Raw genomic sequence first — 16,986 nt, forward strand, 5'->3', positions numbered from 1 at the left:
AGTCATTGAAGGAACCATAAGTGGCATTGGATATTCATCGGCAGATCCCTGCGTCCTTTGAGCGCGTGCAGCGCAGTGAATACGGCTACAACGCCAAGCAGGTTGACCAGTTCCTGCAGCGCGCCCGGGTGTCGCTGGAGACGCCGGAGCAGGCTGCCGAGCCGATCAACAGCTCGGATGTCCGTGCGGTCTCGTTCGATCCGGTCAAGGGCGGCTACTCCGCCGCGGTGGTGGACGCTGCCCTCGACCGGCTGGAAGACGCCTTCGCACGCCGGGAACGCGATGAACTCATCGCCGCCAGCGGTGAAGAGGCCTGGCTGCGGGAAATCGGCAAGCTCTCCGGCATCCTGCGCGGCCGGCTGCACCGGCCGGACGGCGAACGGTTCCGCCGGCCGGCCAAACGCAAGGCACGCAGCTACAACACCGCCGACGTGGACCGGCTCTGCCACGAACTGGTGTCCTACCTCGAGCACGACAAGCCGCTGAGCGTCGACAGTGTCCGCCGCGCTGTGTTCCGCCCGGCCGTAGGCCCCGAAGGATACGAGGAAGCTCAGGTTGACGCGTTCCTGGACCGCGTCGTCGAACTCATGGCAGCCATCGACTGACCCGGCGGTCCCCGTCCTTCATTCATTTCTCGGCGGAGTGGGGGACAGCGGCTGGAAACGGGTCCACACGTCGCGGTAGCTGCGGTAGCCGCCCAGCGCCGACGCTGCCAGGAATGACAGCCCGCACGCCGCGCCCACCAGGACGGCCGCCACGGTTCCTGCCCCGGCAAGTGACAGCAGCAGTCCTGCCAGGATGGCAATCAGGGCAGCGTTCGCCGTCGTCATGAAGATCATGCTGCTCCCGGCCACATGGCCCAGGCTGCTGCGGTTGCCGAAGAAGTAGTACGTCTGCCGGGAACCGGCCTCGTCGTCGTGGTGCGCCGCCATCAGGTACGGTGCCACACCCGGGTCCAGTTCGACGTATGCGGCCCGAAGCCGGTTCATGGCCGTGACGTACATGAGGTCCTCGTGCGCCACGTTCATGACGCGCACCTGGGTCAGCAGGCCCATCCCCACAACGATGAACAGGACCACCACCGCCAGCAGCACGAACGGATCGGAGAACCCGGTGGCCTGGCCCACCAGCGCCACGCTGACCAGTCCGGCCGAGGTGAAGGTGAGGAACATGCTGATCCGCGTCAGCACCTCGCCCTGGGCGGTGCTCCGGGAGGCCAGCAGGCCCCAGTGTTCCGTGGCGAGCAGTTGCGCCCGCACGGACGGCGGCACCGGATCCGGCCCGGCCGCAGGCCCCTCGTCACGGATGGACATGCCGTCATTGTCCACCCATCAACGGCCGGTTGCCAGCGGCCTTTCCGGCGTGTGCAGCCGCGTCATGACCCGGGACAGGGTAGCGGGCACCCGGCCTGCCGTGGCCCGGGAGACCAGCACCATGACGGCGAACGCCGTAGGAACGGACCAGGCCGCAGGTTGGGCAAGCCATGCTGGCGTGTTGGCGGCTCCGGCCACCGACCCGGCGATCATGGCCCCGCCGCACAGCAGCCCGCCGGTCACCATTCCCGCGATCGCTCCGGCGTCGGTCAGTCCACGCCACCAGATGCCCAGCAGGAGTACCGGGCACACGGTGGAAGCGGTAAAGGCAAAGACCAGGCCCACGCTGCCGGCCAGGGCCAGGGAGTCCGTCATCAGGGCGAAGCCCAGGGGCACGACGGCGGACACCACCGCTGCGAGGCGGAAGCCACCCACCCCGGCGCCGAGCACGTCCTGGCTCACCACGCCTGCCAGCGAGACCACGAGCCCGGACGTGGTGGACAGGAATGCCGCGAAAGCACCCGCCACCACCAGCGCCGCCAGCAGGTCGCCGGCGGCGCCCCCCACGAGCTCGCGGGGGAGCAGCAGGACCATGGCGTCGGGCTGGCCGGAACGGCCCAGTTCGGGTGCGAACATGCGTCCCACCAGGCCGTACGCCGTGGGGAAAAGGTAGAACACGGACAGCAGGCCCAGCACGATCAACGTGGTCCGGCGTGCCGACTGGCCGTCCGGGTTGGTGTAGAACCTGACCAGCACATGCGGCAACCCCAGGGTCCCGAAGAGCAGGGCCACCAGCAGTGACACGTTGCTGTACAGGCTGGCGGGCGGCTGGCCGGTCGGGTTGACGGCAGGCGCGGCCACGGGGGAGTAGCCCGTCCCGGCCAGCACGAAGAGGATGAAAAGGATGGGCACCGCCAGCGCCGTGAGCTTCAGCCAGTATTGGAACGCCTGGACGAAAGTGATGGACCGCATGCCGCCCGCCACCACGGTGAGGCAGACGACCACCACCACGGCCACCGATCCCACCCAGGAGGGCAGCCCGGTGGTGATCCGGATGGTCAGGGCAGCCCCGTGCAGCTGGGGAACGATGTAGAGCCAGCCGACCAGGACCACCACCAGGCTGGTGACCTTGCGGACCGCCCGCGAATCCAGCCTCGCCTCGGTGAAATCAGGAATGGTGTAGGCGCCGGAGCGGCGCAGCGGCGCCGCCACGAACAGCAACAGCATCAGGTACCCGGCCGTATACCCGACGGGGAACCACAGCGCATCGGTCCCGGACAGCAGGATCAGCCCGGCAACGCCCAGGAAACTGGCGGCCGAGAGGTACTCGCCGCCGATGGCGGAGGCGTTCCACCACGGCCGGACGGTCCGGGATGCCACGTAGAAGTCGCCGGTGGTCCGCGAAATCCGCAGGCCGTAAAAGCCGATCACCGCCGTCGCCACTGACACCACGGCCAGTGCCGCGGCGGCAACACCGGCGTTCACTGGTCACCGGCCAGGTCCCGGTAGCGGGCCTCGTTGCGGGCGGCCGTCCGGGTGTACAGCCAGGCGCTGAGGCCGATCACGGGGTAGATGCCCACACCCAGCAGCAGCCAGCCGAAGGGGATCCCGGCAATCCGGGTCTCGGCCAGTCCGGGTACGGCAGCCAGCAGCAGGGGGAACGCGCCCAGGATCACCAGGAAGCCGCCCGCCACCACCAGGGCAAGCCGCAGCTGGGACCTGATCAGGGACCGCACGAAGACCTGGCCAACGTCCGATTCCTGGGCCGCCTCACGGCTTTCCTTGGCGGGCCGGGCCGCGGTGGCAGGGGCCGTGACGCGGACCCTGCTCATGCGGTGGGCCTGATCCGGTTGGCCTGCAGCCGCTCCCGGACGGTGGGCAGGTGCCTCCTGCTGATGGGCAGCCCGGCACCTGCCACGGTGACGCGGGGCCCGTCAGCGGCCAGTTTCATCGAGGAAATGTGCTTGAGCGCCACCAGGTATGAGCGGTGGGTGCGGATGAACCCGGCGTCGGCCCACTGCTGTTCCAGGTCCGCCAACGGCACCCTGATCAGGTAGCTGGCTTCCGCGGTGTGGAGCCGCGCATAGTCCCCCTGCGCCTGGACGTACGTGACGTCGTCGCGCCTGATCATCCTGGTGGTCCCGCCCTGGTCCACCGTGATCATCTCGGGCGCGCTGCCGCCGTCGCGCAGTTCGCAGATGCGGCCCACGGACCGGGACAGCCGCTCGGCACGGATGGGCTTGAGCAGGTAGTCGACGGCGGCAAGTTCGAAGGCGGCCAGGGCGTGGTCTTCGTCGGCGGTCACGAAGACCACCGCCGGAGGGTGGCTGCCGGCGGCGATGGCGCGGGCGATCTCCAGCCCGGACACGGCGGGCATATGGATGTCCAGGAAGACCGCGTCGATTGGGGCCGAGGCCAGGGCGCGGAGGGCTTCGCTGCCCGACGTGGCCCGCAGGACCTTCCCGATCCGGCCGTCCCTGCCCAGCAGGAACGCCAGTTCCTCCACCGCGGGCAGCTCATCATCAACGACGAGGACGTTAATCATGCTCCTAGGGTACTTCCAGCTCCCTACGCATCGTGGCCAGGCTGGGACTTGGGCACCCGCATGGTGATCAGCGTCCCCTCGCCCGGTGCCGTCTCGATGACCAGCCCGTGCGCGTCGCCGTACACCTGCCGGAGGCGGGCGTCCACGTTCCGCAGGCCCACGTGGTCGCCGTCGATGTGGCCTGCCAGCATGGAGGTCAGCTGGGCAGGGTCCATCCCCACGCCGTCGTCCTCGATGGTGACCTGCGCGTACGCGCCGGCGTCGTCGGCCGTGATGGTGATGTGCCCCGGCCCCTCCTTCGCCTCCAGCCCGTGCCGGACGGCGTTTTCCACCAGGGGCTGCAGGCTCAGGAACGGGATGACGGTGCTGAGGACCTCCGGCGCCACCCGCAGGCTCACCTGGACGCGCTCGCCAAACCGGGCCCGTTCCAGGAGCAGGTACCTGTCAATGCAGCGAAGTTCCTCCGCAAGGGTGGTGAAATCCCCGTGGCGGCGGAACGAGTACCTCGTGAAGTCGGCGAACTCCACCACCAGTTCACGCGCGCGCGCCGGATCGGTGTTGATGAAGGACGCGATGGCATTCAGCGAGTTGTAGATGAAGTGCGGGCTGATCTGGGCCCGCAGCGCACGGACCTCGGCTTCCATCAGCAACGTCCGGGACGAGTCCAGCTCCGCGAGTTCCACCTGCACCGCAACCCAGTCGGCCACCTCGCCTGCCGCCCGCACCAGGCCTGCTCCCGCGGAAGGGGCAAAGGCGGCCACCACGCCCACGACGCGCGAGTCGGCGCGCACGGGGGCGATGACCGCGGCGAGCCCGGTTCCCGTGCCGTCCGGTCCCGGAGGCAGCACCGCGGTCCTGCCTCCGGCCAGGACACCCGCTGCCAGGTCCATGAGCCGGGGTTTCATCTCCTCGGCCGCGCCGTCCCAGGCCAGGACCCCGGACGTGTCGGTGATGGCCAGCGCATCGCAGCCGAGCAGGGTGCGCAGGTGGCGGCTGGCTTTGGCGGCGCCGGCGGGGTTGAGCCCGCGGCGCAGGTGCTGTCCGGCCTGGGAGGCCGCGTGCAGTGTGTGGTAGGTGGCGCGCTCGGCGTCCGTCCCCAGATCGCGGAACGAGCGGAGCACTTTCAGCCCCACGGCGACGACGACGGCGATGGCCAGGGCGATCACGGCCACGGCTGCGGCGGTCAGGAGGGGGGAGTCCGGCATGCGCCCAGCGTAGCCGCGGGTGCCGTTTGTCGCAGCATCCCTGCCGTTGAGCGACCACAGCCGCGGCGGTACTGGAATGTGACTGCGGACACCCAGCAAAGTGAGTCCTGTCACATCAGCGGCATTTCCTTACCCGGGCCTGCCGTCCAGTGTGTACCGGCATGTCTCAACGAGGAGGAACCATGGGTAACGATGCCCAAAGTCCGGACGCCGCAGCGGCGTCCGTGGACTTTGAACAGGTCCAGTCGACCGAGCAGTTCCAGGAACTGCGCAAGCGCCACCGCAGCTTTGTTTTCCCCATGGCAGTGGCGTTCCTGCTGTGGTACTTCGCCTACGTCCTGCTCGCCGACTATGCAGTGGGCTTCATGTCCACCAAGGTGTGGGGCAACGTCAATATCGGCCTGATCCTTGGCCTGCTGCAGTTTGTGTCCACCTTCGCGATCACCGGCTGGTACGTCAGCTACTCCAACCGGAAACTCGATCCCATCGCCTCCGAAATCCGGAATGAGATCGAGGGCCACGAATTCGACAAGCACGGCAACCGGGTGGGTGGAGCCAACAAATGATCACTATCGCTACCGCAGTGGACGTCGCTGCCCTCAAGGACACCACCCTGCTGAACATGGGCATCTTCGGCCTGTTCGTGGCCGTCACCATGGTCATCGTGTTCCGGGCCAGCCGCAACAACAAGACCGCCGCCGACTACTACGCCGCCGGGCGGTCTTTCACCGGCTCCCAGAACGGTACCGCCATCGCCGGTGACTACCTGTCCGCCGCGTCCTTCCTGGGCATCACCGGCGCCATCGCCATCAACGGCTACGACGGGTTCATGTACTCCATCGGGTTCCTGGTGGCCTGGCTGGTGGCCCTGCTCCTGGTGGCTGAACTGCTCCGCAACACCGGAAAGTTCACCATGGCCGACGTCCTGTCCTTCCGCCTCAAGCAGCGGCCCGTCCGGATCGCCGCCGCCATCTCGACGCTGGCCGTGTGCTTCTTCTACCTGCTGGCCCAGATGGCCGGCGCCGGTTCGCTGATCTCCCTGTTGCTGGGCATCAGCGACTGGGGCGGGCAGGCGCTGGTGATCATCGTCGTCGGCGCCCTGATGATCCTCTACGTACTGATCGGCGGCATGAAGGGCACCACCTGGGTCCAGATCATCAAGGCCGTCCTGCTGATCGCCGGCGCAGCCGTCATGACGCTCTGGGTCCTGGCGATCTACGGCTTCAACCTCTCGGCCCTGCTGGGCGCGGCGGTGGATACCGCCAACAACCCCGCCGTCCTCAACCCCGGCCTGCAGTATGGCAAGACCGAAACCTCCAAGCTGGACTTCATGTCCCTGGGGCTGGCCCTGGTCCTGGGCACCGCAGCCCTGCCGCACGTGCTCATGCGCTTCTACACGGTCCCCACGGCCAAGGAAGCCCGCAAGTCTGTGGTGTGGTCCATCTGGCTGATCGGCCTGTTCTACCTCTTCACCCTGGTCCTGGGCTACGGCGCAGCGGCACTGGTGGGGGCCGACACCATCAAGTCGGCACCCGGCGGCGTGAATGCCGCAGCGCCGCTGCTGGCCTTCCACCTGGGCGGTCCGCTGCTGCTGGGCTTCATCTCGGCGGTGGCCTTCGCCACCATCCTCGCCGTGGTGGCCGGCCTGACCATCACCGCCGCGGCCTCGTTCGCCCACGACATCTACGCCAACGTCATCGCCAAGGGTAAGGCCGACGCCGCCACCGAGGTCCGCGTGGCACGCCGCACCGTGGTGGTCATCGGTGTCCTGGCCATCCTCGGCGGCATCCTGGCCAACGGCCAGAACGTTGCCTTCCTGGTGGCGCTTGCCTTCGCGGTCGCAGCCTCGGCCAACCTGCCCACCATCATCTACTCGCTGTTCTGGCGGCGCTTCACCACCCAGGGCGCCGTATGGAGCATGTACGGCGGCCTCGGCGCAGCGATCATCCTGATCATCTTCTCGCCGGTGGTGTCCGGCGGAGCTACGTCGATGATCAAGGACGCGCACTTCGCGATCTTCCCGCTCAGCAACCCGGGCATCGTCTCCATCCCGCTGGCGTTCTTCCTGGGCTGGCTGGGCACGGTGCTGGACAAGAACCGCGAAGATCCGGCCAAGCAGGCAGAAATGGAAGTCCGGTCCCTCACCGGGGTCGGCGCCGAGAAGGCCGTCAACCACTGACGCATCCCGGCCCGGCAAGCAGAAAGGCCGCCGCCCGCGTGGACATCCCCACGCGGCCGGCGGCCTTTTGCCGCGCTTTCCTAGGCCGCCGGACGCAGCTTGATGTTGGTCATCTTCAGCTCGTCGGTGCCTTCGAAGCGGTAGGCCAGGTCCACCTTCTTGCCTTCGCAGGTGATGACGCCGGCAACATCCGCCGACTTCACCCCGTTCTCGGTACCAACCTTCAGGTTGTTGTAGTCCGGCTGGCAGGTGCTGTCCATCTTCAGGCTTTCGACGCCGGAGATGAAGGCCTCCTTGGACAGCTGCTCCTGCAGCGCCGGGTCGAGGTAGGTGTCATACGCCGTCGAGCTGTCGCCGGCGATGACCGCCTTGGTGAATCCGTCGGCCAGGTCACGGGCATGGCTGGTGGCGCTGCCGGCCACGTTCACCAGGATGACGACGGCGGCCACCACCAGCAGCAGCACGGCACCTATGGCTGTCAGGACTATCCACAGCTTGCGCCGTTTCCTGGCTGGCGGCTCGCCTCCCGGGAGGCCAAAGGGGCCGGCGCCGGCGGGCTGGGCCCCTGCAGGGTAGTTGCCCGGTTGCGGCTGCCCGTAAGCCGGGGCCGGTCCGGAACCCGGATACCCGGCAGGGGGCTGCTGCGGCTGCTGCGGCAGCTGCTGCTGGCCGGAGCCGGGGTGCCCCGGCTGGTACGGTTCCTGGGGACTGCTCAAGATGGAGCCTTTCCGGAAGTGGTGCCTGGCACCGCCTGGCGCGGATCCTCGCTCGGCCCCGCGGATAACTGGCACAAGCCTATAACTTGCCCTGCCGGCGTCGAACTTTCATTGCGCAGGTCCGCAACGGGCGCAGCCGTCAGCCGCGCTGCGCCCCGCGTTCCAGCAGCGGCTGGACCCGGAAGGGGATGAGTTCGCCCATGGCCAAGGCCGTGTCCGCCCGTTCCACGCCGTCGCAGGCGAGGATCTTGCCGTTGATGCGGAACAGGTCCTCGGCGTCCTGCGCCACTACCCGCAGCAGCAGGTCGGCTGACCCCGTGAGTCCGTACCCTTCCAGGATTTCCGGGATGTCCGCCAGCTCGCCGGCCAGGCGGGTGAGCTTCTGCTGCTGCACGTGGACCGAGATGAACGCCATCAGCGGGTAGCCCAGGGCGGCGGGATTGATCCGCCGCTCGAAGGAGAGGAACACGTGCTTCTTCTCCAGCTGCGCCATCCGCGCCTGGACGGTGTTCCGGGACAGGCCCAGCTTCTGGGCGAGTGCCACCACCGTCTTCCGCGGGTCCTGGGAAAGGGCTGAGAGCAGGCGCGTGTCCGTGCCATCCAAGGCTTGCATAATGCGCAACGGTAGCACTGTCCTGGCCCTCCGGATGGTGCATTCTGCTCAGAAAATGCGGCGGTAGTTGTACCCCCTGTGCGTTGTGAGTAGGGTCACAGTATCCGGGCGAAGGGGCCCGGAAGGCCGCGGCTGGAAGGACCACAAGTCCCTGCTCCGCCGGTCACCAACGAATGAGGTTGCGGGGCTATCGTGTCTACAGACGAAACGGGCCAGGACGGGGCAGAGGCCCCCGGCGGCACCGGGGAAACGCAGGGGCCGGCGCCGTCCGGTGACGCAGGGCGGGCACTGGTCCAGCTGGTTGCGCCGGCGGGTGAGCGCGTAAGCCACCCCGAGTTCGATCTCTGGGTCAAGGACATTACGGACGAACAGCTGTGCTCGCTGTACGAGGATATGACCGTCATCCGGCGCATCGACGTCGAAGCCACCGCCCTCCAGCGCCAGGGCGAACTTGCGCTCTGGCCGCCGCTGCTTGGCCAGGAAGCGGCGCAGATCGGATCGGGCCGGTCCCTGCGCAGCGATGACTTCGTCTTCTCCAGCTACCGCGAGAACGGCGTGGCCTACTGCCGCGGCGTGGACCTCACCGACCTCCTGCGGGTCTGGCGCGGCAACGCCTCCGGCGGCTGGGACCCCTACGCCATCAACATGGCAACACCGCAGATCATCATCGGGGCCCAGACGCTGCACGCCACCGGCTATGCGATGGGCATCCAGAACGACGGCGCCGATTCCGTGGCGGTCACCTACTTCGGCGACGGCGCCACCAGCGAGGGCGACGTCAATGAGGCCATGGTCTTCGCAGCCAGCTTCCAGGCGCCGGTGGTGTTCTTCTGCACCAACAACCACTGGGCCATCTCCGAGCCGGTCCGCCTCCAGTCGCACATCCAGCTCGCAGACCGGGCCGCAGGCTTCGGCATCCCCAGCCTCCGGGTGGACGGCAACGACGTCCTCGCCGTCATGGCGGCCACCCGGGTTGCGCTGGACAGGGCCCGGCGCGGCGGCGGACCCACCTTTATCGAAGCTGTCACGTACCGGATGGGACCGCACACCACGGCCGATGACCCCACCCGCTACCGGGACGCCAACGAACTGGAGGACTGGGCGGCCAAGGACCCCATCAGCCGGGTGGCCGCCCTGCTGGAACGCAAGGGACTCCTCACTCCGGAACTCGAAGAGCAGGTCGGAAACACGGCCGACGCCGTGGCCCGCGAGATGCGCAAAGGCTGCACCGGCATGCCGGACCCGGAACCGATGGACGTCTTCAAGCATGTGTACAGCACACCCAATTCATGGCTGGACCGGCAGCAGGACCACTACGCCCGTTACCTGGCCTCGTTCGGTGACCCCGAGGGAGCCGTATCAGATGAAGGTGCACGCTGATGACGCAGATGACCTTTGCCCGCGCCATAAATGCCGGGCTGCGCAAATCGCTCGAGGACGACTCCAAAGTGGTACTCCTCGGTGAAGACATCGGCACCCTGGGAGGCGTCTTCCGGGTGACGGACGGACTGCAGAAGGATTTCGGCAAACACCGCGTGGTGGACACCCCGCTGGCCGAATCCGCCATCGTGGGAACCGCCGTCGGCCTGGCCTACCGGGGCTACCGCCCCGTGGTGGAAATCCAGTTCGACGGTTTCATCTACCCCGCCTTCGACCAGATCGTCAGCCAGGTGGCCAAGCTCCACTACCGAACCCGGGGTGCCGTGAAGATGCCCATCACCATCCGGGTGCCCTTCGGCGGCGGCATCGGCTCGCCCGAACACCATTCCGAATCTCCCGAAGCCTACTTCACGCACACGTCCGGGTTGCGCGTGGTCACTGTTTCCAACCCGCAGGACGCGTACACGGTGATCCAGCAGGCCATCGCCTGCGACGACCCCGTCCTGTACTTCGAGCCCAAGCGCCGCTACCACGACAAGGGGGACGTGGACGAGGCCGCCGGGCTGCAGTCCGCCGACCCCATGGGCAAGGCGCGGGTGCTCACCGACGGCACGGACGTCACCCTGGTGGCTTACGGTCCGCTCGTGAAGACCGCACTCGACGCCGCTTCCGCCGCCGCTGACGAGGGCATATCGATCCAGGTCATCGACCTGCGCTCGCTGGCACCCGTGGACTATGACACCGTGGTGGCCTCCGTCCGCAGGACCGGCCGCCTGGTGGTCACGCACGAGGCGGGGCAATCCGGCGGGCTGGGCGCCGAAGTGGCGGCCAGCATCACCGAACGGTGTTTCTACCACCTCGAAGCTGCTCCCGTCCGGGTCACCGGCTTCGACATTCCCTACCCCTACTCCAAACTCGAGATGCACCATCTGCCGGGCCTGGACCGGATCCTTGATGGCGTGGACCGGGCCCTGGGCCGGCCGAACTCGCTCAGCGGGCTGGAAGGATGAGCGCCACCATGATCAAGGAATTCCGGCTCCCCGACCTGGGCGAAGGGCTCACCGAGTCAGAAATCCTCAGCTGGAAAGTCTCCGTGGGGGACACCGTCAGCCTCAACCAGGTCATCGCCGAGGTGGAAACCGCCAAGGCGGTGGTGGAACTGCCCTCCCCGTTCGCGGGGGTCATCAAGGAACTGCACGAACAGCCGGGCACCGTCGTCGAGGTCGGCAAGCCCATCGTCTCCTTCGAGGTGGCGGACGACGCCGGGCCATCAGTATCGGAGCCCTCCGCGCCTTCGGCCCCGGGGTCATCGTCCGCGGCACCGGCGGAAGGTGAACAGCCGGCGGCGCAGAAGAGGCAACCCAACCTCGTGGGGTACGGCGCCGTCGTCGAAAGCTCCGGCCGCCCGGCCCGCCGCCCGCGGACCTTGGCCCCGGCAGGTGGGCCTGCCGCTTCCCAGCCCCCGGTGCTTGAGCCGGTCGGGACCAAGCCTGCCGAAACCCCGCCCGGTGACACCGGGCCGGCCGAACGTCCGCGCTCCACGCCGCCGGTCCGCAAACTGGCCAAGGACCGGGGGATCGACCTGGCCCTGGTGCCGGGTACGGGGCCACGCGGCCTGATCACGCGGGAAGACGTCCAGGAGTTCGTCCGGCACGGTGCCGTCCCGCCCGAGGGTGAGCGGCCGGCAGCCGGCGCGGCAGCCGGCGCCGCTGCGCCCGGGGAGCGGGAAACCCGGACCCCCATCAAGGGGGTCCGCAAGCACACCGCCGCGGCCATGGTGTCCAGCGCTTTCACGGCTCCGCATGCCACGGAGTTCCTCACCGTGGACGTCACGCCAACCATGGAGCTGCTGGCCACGCTCAAAGAAACCAGCGCCTTCAGCGGCCTCAAGCTGACGCCGTTGACGCTTGCCGCGAAGGCAGTGCTGGTCGCGCTGCGCCGGAACCCCTCGCTCAACTCACACTGGGACGGGGAACGCCAGGAAATCGTCACGTACAACTACGTAAACCTGGGCATCGCCGCGGCAACTCCCCGGGGGCTGACGGTCCCCAACATCAAGGACGCGGACGCCATGACCCTGGACCAGCTGGCCGGGGCGCTGGCGGCGCTCGCCGAGACGGCGCGTGCCGGGAAGACGCTCCCTGCGGATCTGTCCGGCGGCACCATCTCCATCACCAACATCGGTGTCTTCGGCATCGATGCCGGCACGCCGATCCTCAATCCCGGAGAAGCCGCCATCCTGGCCATGGGGGCTGTGCGGTCCATGCCGTGGGAGTACCGGGGCGAGGTGGCACTGCGCCAGGTCATGACCCTGAGCCTGTCCTTCGACCACCGGCTGGTGGACGGTGAGCAGGGATCCCGGTTCCTGGCCGACGTCGGCGCCATCCTGGCAGAACCGGGCATGGTTTTGACGATGGTCTAACGGGCGTCCGGACCGTCCACCGTCAGGGCGGCCAGTGCCATCTGTTCCAGCAGCGGCCGGGCCGCGGCCGCCATCCGGCGGCCGTGGCTCCGGACCGAATGCGGGGTGGAATTGATCAGCCCGAACGTGGCGTGCGCCCGTGTGCGGAGCTCGGCGGCGTCAGTGCCGGGGTGGAGCCGGGACAGGACCTCCACCCACACTTCCACGTAGCTGCGCTGGAGTGCGCGCACGGCCGCCTGGTCCTGGTCCGAGAGGTTGCTGAGGTCGCGGTCCTGGACGCGGATCACGTCCGGCTTGCCCAAGGCGAAATCAACCTGGAATTCCACCAGGCGCCGCAGCGCGGCGAGGGGATCGGAGGTTTCGGCCACCACCTGCCGCCCGCCGTCCAGGAGTTCCCGGCTGACGGTGGCCAGCAGGTCGGCGAGGACTGCCTGCTTGCCGGGGAAGTGCCGGTAAACGGCAGGGCCGCTGACGCCGGCGGCAGCGCCGAGGTCCTCCAGCGAAACACGGTTGAACCCGTTGGCGGCAAACAGGGAAGCGGCCGCGGTGAGCAGGGCGCGGCGGCGGTCCTCTTTGGCTTTGCTGCGCTGGGTGGGGCCGCCGGGCCGGGCTGCGGTGCCGCCGGACTGCGGTGCCGGGCTGCGGCCTGCCGGTCCGGCATGGGCGTTGATGTTGGGCACAGTTCCTCCTCAAACCCGCAGAGAGTCTAGCAACCCGCCCCCTGTGTTGGACATCACAGTTAATAGAGACTAACCTGAATTTCAGTTATTGGGCACTAACCGAGTTGTTGGCGGGCGGCCCCGTGACCGCTGAATCCGCATACAGAACAGGACGCGTCGATGGAGACCCTTGTCAGCCGGCTGGACCCCAACAGTGAGGCTTTCGCAGCCAACCGGGACGCCCAGCTGCAGCTGGTGGAAGACCTCCGCAAACGGCTGGCGGACGCCGCCCTGGGCGGGCCGCAGAAAGCGCGGGACCGCCATACGGCCCGTGGAAAGCTCCTGCCGCGCGAGCGCATCGACGAGCTGCTGGACGACGGCAGCCCCTTCCTGGAGATCGCCCCGCTGGCGGCCAACGGCATGTACGACGGCGAGGCGCCCGGCGCCGGAGTCATCGCCGGCATCGGCCTGGTGCGCGGCCGGCACGTGCTGGTGATCTCCAATGACGCCACCGTCAAGGGCGGCACGTACTACCCCATGACGGTCAAGAAGCACCTCCGCGCCCAGGAGATAGCCCTCGAAAACCGCCTGCCGTGCATCTACCTGGTGGATTCGGGAGGGGCCTTCCTGCCCAAGCAGGACGAGGTCTTTCCGGACAAGGACCACTTCGGCCGGATCTTCTACAACCAGGCGCGGCTCTCGGCGGCCAAGATCCCGCAGCTGGCCGCCGTCATGGGCTCCTGCACCGCCGGCGGAGCCTACGTCCCGGCCATGAGCGACGAAACGGTCATTGTCCGGAACCAGGGCACCATCTTCCTGGGCGGTCCGCCGCTGGTGAAAGCGGCCATCGGCGAAATTGTCACAGCCGAGGAACTGGGCGGCGGGGAGGTGCATTCCCGCGTCTCCGGCGTCACCGACCACCTGGCCGACAACGACGAACACGCCCTGCAGATCCTCCGCGACATCGTGGCCACCCTCCCGCCACCCGCCGCCCCCGCATGGCAGGTGGATGCCGCCGTCGAACCGGCCGTGGACCCGGCAGGGCTGTACGGGGCCGTGCCTGTGGACGTCAACGCCCCCTACGACGTGCACGAGGTCATCGCCCGGCTGGTGGATGGCAGCACCTTCCATGAATTCAAGAAGGACTACGGAACCACCTTGGTGACCGGCTTCGCGCGGATCCACGGGCATCCCGTGGGCATCGTCGCCAACAACGGCGTCCTGTTCAGCGAGTCCTCACTCAAGGGTGCCCACTTCATCGAGCTGTGCGACCAGCGCGGCATCCCGCTCCTGTTCCTGCAGAACATCTCCGGGTTCATGGTGGGCAAGGACGCCGAACAGGGCGGCATCGCCAAGAACGGCGCCAAGATGGTCACGGCGGTCGCGACGGCCCGGGTCCCCAAGCTGACAGTGGTGATCGGCGGATCCTTCGGCGCAGGCAACTACTCCATGTGCGGCCGGGCCTATTCGCCCAGGTTCCTCTGGATGTGGCCTGCGGCCCGCATCTCGGTAATGGGCGGCAACCAGGCCGCCAGCGTCCTGGCCACCGTCAAGCGCGACCAGTACGAGGCCGCCGGCGAAGAATGGGCCCCTGACGCCGAAGAGGAGTTCAAGGCGCCCATCCGCCGGCAGTACGAGGACCAGGGCAGCCCCTACTACTCCACGGCCCGCCTCTGGGACGACGCCGTCATCGACCCCGCAGATACCCGGACAGTCCTGGGCCTCGCCCTGGACGTCGTCTCCCGCACGCCCCTGCCGGATACCTCCTTCGGCCTCTTCAGGATGTGAGCCGCCATGACCACACCTTCCCTCACCAGCTCCGGCACCGCCATCGACCCGCGCCAGGACCTCTTCCACACCGTCCTGGTGGCGAACCGTGGGGAGATCGCCTGCCGGGTCATCCGCACCCTCCGGGCCATGGGCATCCGTTCGGTGGCCGTCTACAGCGATGCCGACGCCGGCGCCCGCCACGTGCGCGAGGCTGACACCGCCGTCCGGATCGGCCCGGCCGCTGCCAGCGAGAGCTATCTTAATGCCGACGCCATCGTCGACGCCTGCCTCCGCACGGGCGCCGAGGCCGTGCACCCGGGGTACGGCTTCCTCAGCGAAAACGCAGACTTCGCCCGCGCGCTGGACAAGGCCGGCATCGTGTTCATCGGCCCCGGGGTGGCCGCCCTCGATGTCATGGGCGACAAGATCCGTTCCAAGAACCACGTTGCCGGGTATGGCGTCCCGGTGGTCCCGGGCGTCGCCCGCCCCGGCATGACGGACACCGAACTCACCGACGCCGCGGCCGGCGTCGGCTTTCCCCTGCTCATCAAGCCGTCCGCCGGCGGCGGCGGCAAGGGAATGCACGCCGTCGAACGGGCCGAAGACCTGCCGGCTGTCCTGCAGACGGCACGGCGGGTCGCCGCCGCAGCCTTCGGCGACGACACCCTGTTCCTGGAGCGGCTGGTCACCACCCCCCGCCATATCGAAGTCCAGGTGCTGGCAGACAGCCACGGCAACGTCATCCACCTCGGCGAGCGCGAATGTTCGCTGCAGCGCCGCCACCAGAAGGTCATCGAGGAGGCGCCCTCCCCACTGCTTGAAGGGCTCCCGGACGGCGCCGGCATGCGGGCGCGCATCGGCGAAGCGGCCTGCAACGCGGCACGCAGCGTCAACTACACCGGCGCCGGGACAGTGGAGTTCCTGGTTTCAGATGACGCCCCGGACCAGTTCTTCTTCATGGAAATGAACACCCGGCTACAGGTGGAGCACCCGGTCACCGAGATGGTCACCGGCATCGACCTCGTGGAATGGCAGGTGCGCATCGCCGCCGGGGCTGCACTCACTGTGCGGCAGGATGACGTCAGGCTGGCCGGGCATGCCGTGGAGGCGCGGGTCTATGCCGAGGTGCCGGAGAAGAACTTCCTGCCCGCCACCGGCACGGTCCACCTCCTGGACGAACTGCCCATACAGGGGGCTGAAACGGACGGCCGGGTCCGGATCGATTCGTCCCTGGTGGAAGGGCTGCAGCTCTCCGCCAGCTACGATCCCATGCTGTCCAAGGTCATCGCCTGGGGCAGGGACCGTGCCGCCGCCCTCGAAACGCTGGACCGCGCACTGGCCGGCTACACCGCCTTGGGCGTGGACACCAACGTGGAATACCTCCGGCTCCTGATCAACGACCCCGACGTGCGCGCCGGACGGCTCGACACCGGCCTGATTGCCCGCAAGCTGCCGGACCTGGCATTCCGCCGCGCCGGGACGCCCGAAGCCGTCGCTGCCGCCCTGGTGTCACTGGCCGGACGGGACCAGGAACCGCAGGACGGCAGCCCCTGGCGCACGGCCACCGGTTGGCGGATCGGCGCGCACGCACCCCGCAGGATCAGCCTCGGAACCCCCGACGGCGGATTGGCGGCGGTGGCGGTCACCGGTACTCCTGCGGGGGGCCAGGTCCGGGTGAGGGTCGACGGCGGCACCGATCAGGCAGCCTCCCTGCGCGTCCCCGAGCCGGGCAGGGCAATCCTGCTGCTGGACGGCGTTGAGTACCCCTACAGGATGGCCACCGGCGAGGACTCCAGTGTCATCCACCTCGGCGCCGACGGCTGGTCCTGCCGGTTCGAGGTGTTGTCCAGGGAAGCGCGCCTGGAACGGATACTGGCCGCCGTCCAGCGCGAAGAAGGCGCCACCGACCCCGCAGTGCGCTCGCCGATGACCGGCACCGTGGTCTCCGTTCCGGTCAGGGACGGCGACACCGTCGAGGCGGGCCAGGTCCTCGCCTCGGTGGAAGCCATGAAGATGGAACACCAGCTCGTGGCCCCGCTGGCCGGGACCGTGCACCTGGCCGCCCGGCCCGGCGACCTGGTGAAGTCCGGCCAGGTCCTTGCGACCATCCATCCCGAAACACCCGCGGACGATCCCGCACCACAGCAGATGGACAACACCACGAACGGCGAAGGAGCCCAGTAA

The 16,986-nt window shown here is 68.4% G+C and carries 16 protein-coding genes; 8 read left to right on the forward strand and 8 right to left on the reverse strand.

Annotated features, from left to right (window positions below; all coding sequences use genetic code 11):
• Positions 1–20 precede the first annotated feature (20 nt).
• Positions 21–605, forward strand: coding sequence for a DivIVA domain-containing protein (locus AS031_RS15765; protein WP_058269112.1), 585 nt, complete (start codon positions 21–23; stop codon positions 603–605).
• 18 nt (positions 606–623) lie between these two features.
• Here the strand turns inward: AS031_RS15765 and AS031_RS15770 are convergent, their stop codons facing one another.
• From AS031_RS15770 to AS031_RS15790, 5 genes are read right to left on the reverse strand one after another with little or no spacing between them, the layout of a single operon-like run.
• A complete protein-coding gene (locus tag AS031_RS15770; RefSeq protein ID WP_058269217.1) occupies positions 624–1,313 on the reverse strand; it encodes a hypothetical protein in 690 nt (229 codons plus the stop codon).
• An 18-nt stretch (positions 1,314–1,331) separates the two neighbouring features.
• A complete protein-coding gene (locus tag AS031_RS15775; protein ID WP_058269113.1) occupies positions 1,332–2,798 on the reverse strand; it encodes a sodium/solute symporter in 1,467 nt (488 codons plus the stop codon).
• A complete protein-coding gene (locus AS031_RS15780) occupies positions 2,795–3,145 on the reverse strand; it encodes a DUF485 domain-containing protein (RefSeq protein ID WP_058269114.1) in 351 nt (116 codons plus the stop codon). Before AS031_RS15780 ends, AS031_RS15775 begins: the two co-directional genes overlap by 4 nt.
• On the reverse strand, positions 3,142–3,858 hold the full coding sequence (locus AS031_RS15785; protein WP_058269115.1) for a LytR/AlgR family response regulator transcription factor: 717 nt from the start codon (positions 3,856–3,858) through the stop codon (positions 3,142–3,144). Before AS031_RS15785 ends, AS031_RS15780 begins: the two co-directional genes overlap by 4 nt.
• A 23-nt stretch (positions 3,859–3,881) precedes the next feature.
• Entirely contained in the window at positions 3,882–5,063 is a 1,182-nt protein-coding gene (locus AS031_RS15790) for a sensor histidine kinase (protein ID WP_058269116.1), read from the reverse strand.
• A 182-nt stretch (positions 5,064–5,245) separates the two neighbouring features.
• Here AS031_RS15790 and AS031_RS15795 point away from each other — a divergent pair, with 182 nt between their 5' ends.
• A complete protein-coding gene (locus AS031_RS15795; RefSeq protein WP_058269117.1) occupies positions 5,246–5,629 on the forward strand; it encodes a DUF485 domain-containing protein in 384 nt (127 codons plus the stop codon).
• A complete protein-coding gene (locus AS031_RS15800; RefSeq protein WP_058269118.1) occupies positions 5,626–7,242 on the forward strand; it encodes a solute symporter family protein in 1,617 nt (538 codons plus the stop codon). The genes AS031_RS15795 and AS031_RS15800 overlap by 4 nt, the downstream gene beginning before the upstream one ends.
• A gap of 80 nt (positions 7,243–7,322) precedes the next feature.
• Here the strand turns inward: AS031_RS15800 and AS031_RS15805 are convergent, their stop codons facing one another.
• Positions 7,323–7,958 carry a hypothetical protein gene (locus AS031_RS15805; protein ID WP_058269119.1) on the reverse strand — a complete coding sequence of 212 codons (636 nt, stop codon included), beginning with the start codon at positions 7,956–7,958 and terminating at the stop codon, positions 7,323–7,325.
• A gap of 139 nt (positions 7,959–8,097) precedes the next feature.
• Entirely contained in the window at positions 8,098–8,571 is a 474-nt protein-coding gene (locus AS031_RS15810) for an Lrp/AsnC family transcriptional regulator (protein ID WP_058269120.1), read from the reverse strand.
• Between the two features lie 192 nt (positions 8,572–8,763).
• On the opposite strand from AS031_RS15810, the gene pdhA reads away from it, so the two are divergent.
• The 3 genes from pdhA to AS031_RS15825 are packed head-to-tail and all read left to right on the forward strand — an operon-like array spanning position 8,764 to position 12,373.
• On the forward strand, positions 8,764–9,951 hold the full coding sequence (gene pdhA, locus AS031_RS15815; RefSeq protein ID WP_058269121.1) for a pyruvate dehydrogenase (acetyl-transferring) E1 component subunit alpha: 1,188 nt from the start codon (positions 8,764–8,766) through the stop codon (positions 9,949–9,951).
• Positions 9,951–10,961, forward strand: a complete 1,011-nt coding sequence (locus tag AS031_RS15820; RefSeq protein ID WP_058269122.1) for an alpha-ketoacid dehydrogenase subunit beta — start codon at positions 9,951–9,953, stop codon at positions 10,959–10,961. The genes pdhA and AS031_RS15820 overlap by 1 nt, the downstream gene beginning before the upstream one ends.
• Positions 10,962–10,969: 8 nt before the next feature.
• The gene (locus AS031_RS15825; protein ID WP_228379652.1) at positions 10,970–12,373 is read left to right on the forward strand and encodes a dihydrolipoamide acetyltransferase family protein; all 1,404 of its coding nucleotides are present in this window, start codon (positions 10,970–10,972) and stop codon (positions 12,371–12,373) included.
• On the opposite strand, the gene AS031_RS15830 is transcribed toward AS031_RS15825, so the two are convergent.
• Complete coding sequence (locus tag AS031_RS15830; protein WP_141688853.1) at positions 12,370–13,044, reverse strand: SACE_7040 family transcriptional regulator; 675 nt, start codon at positions 13,042–13,044, stop codon at positions 12,370–12,372. The genes AS031_RS15825 and AS031_RS15830 overlap by 4 nt on opposite strands.
• Positions 13,045–13,212: 168 nt before the next feature.
• Here AS031_RS15830 and AS031_RS15835 point away from each other — a divergent pair, with 168 nt between their 5' ends.
• The gene (locus tag AS031_RS15835; protein ID WP_058269125.1) at positions 13,213–14,820 is read left to right on the forward strand and encodes a carboxyl transferase domain-containing protein; all 1,608 of its coding nucleotides are present in this window, start codon (positions 13,213–13,215) and stop codon (positions 14,818–14,820) included.
• A gap of 6 nt (positions 14,821–14,826) precedes the next feature.
• A complete protein-coding gene (locus tag AS031_RS15840; protein WP_058269126.1) occupies positions 14,827–16,986 on the forward strand; it encodes an acetyl/propionyl/methylcrotonyl-CoA carboxylase subunit alpha in 2,160 nt (719 codons plus the stop codon).

This window comes from Pseudarthrobacter enclensis, from assembly GCF_001457025.1.
Classification (GTDB): Bacteria; Actinomycetota; Actinomycetes; order Actinomycetales; family Micrococcaceae; genus Arthrobacter; species Arthrobacter enclensis.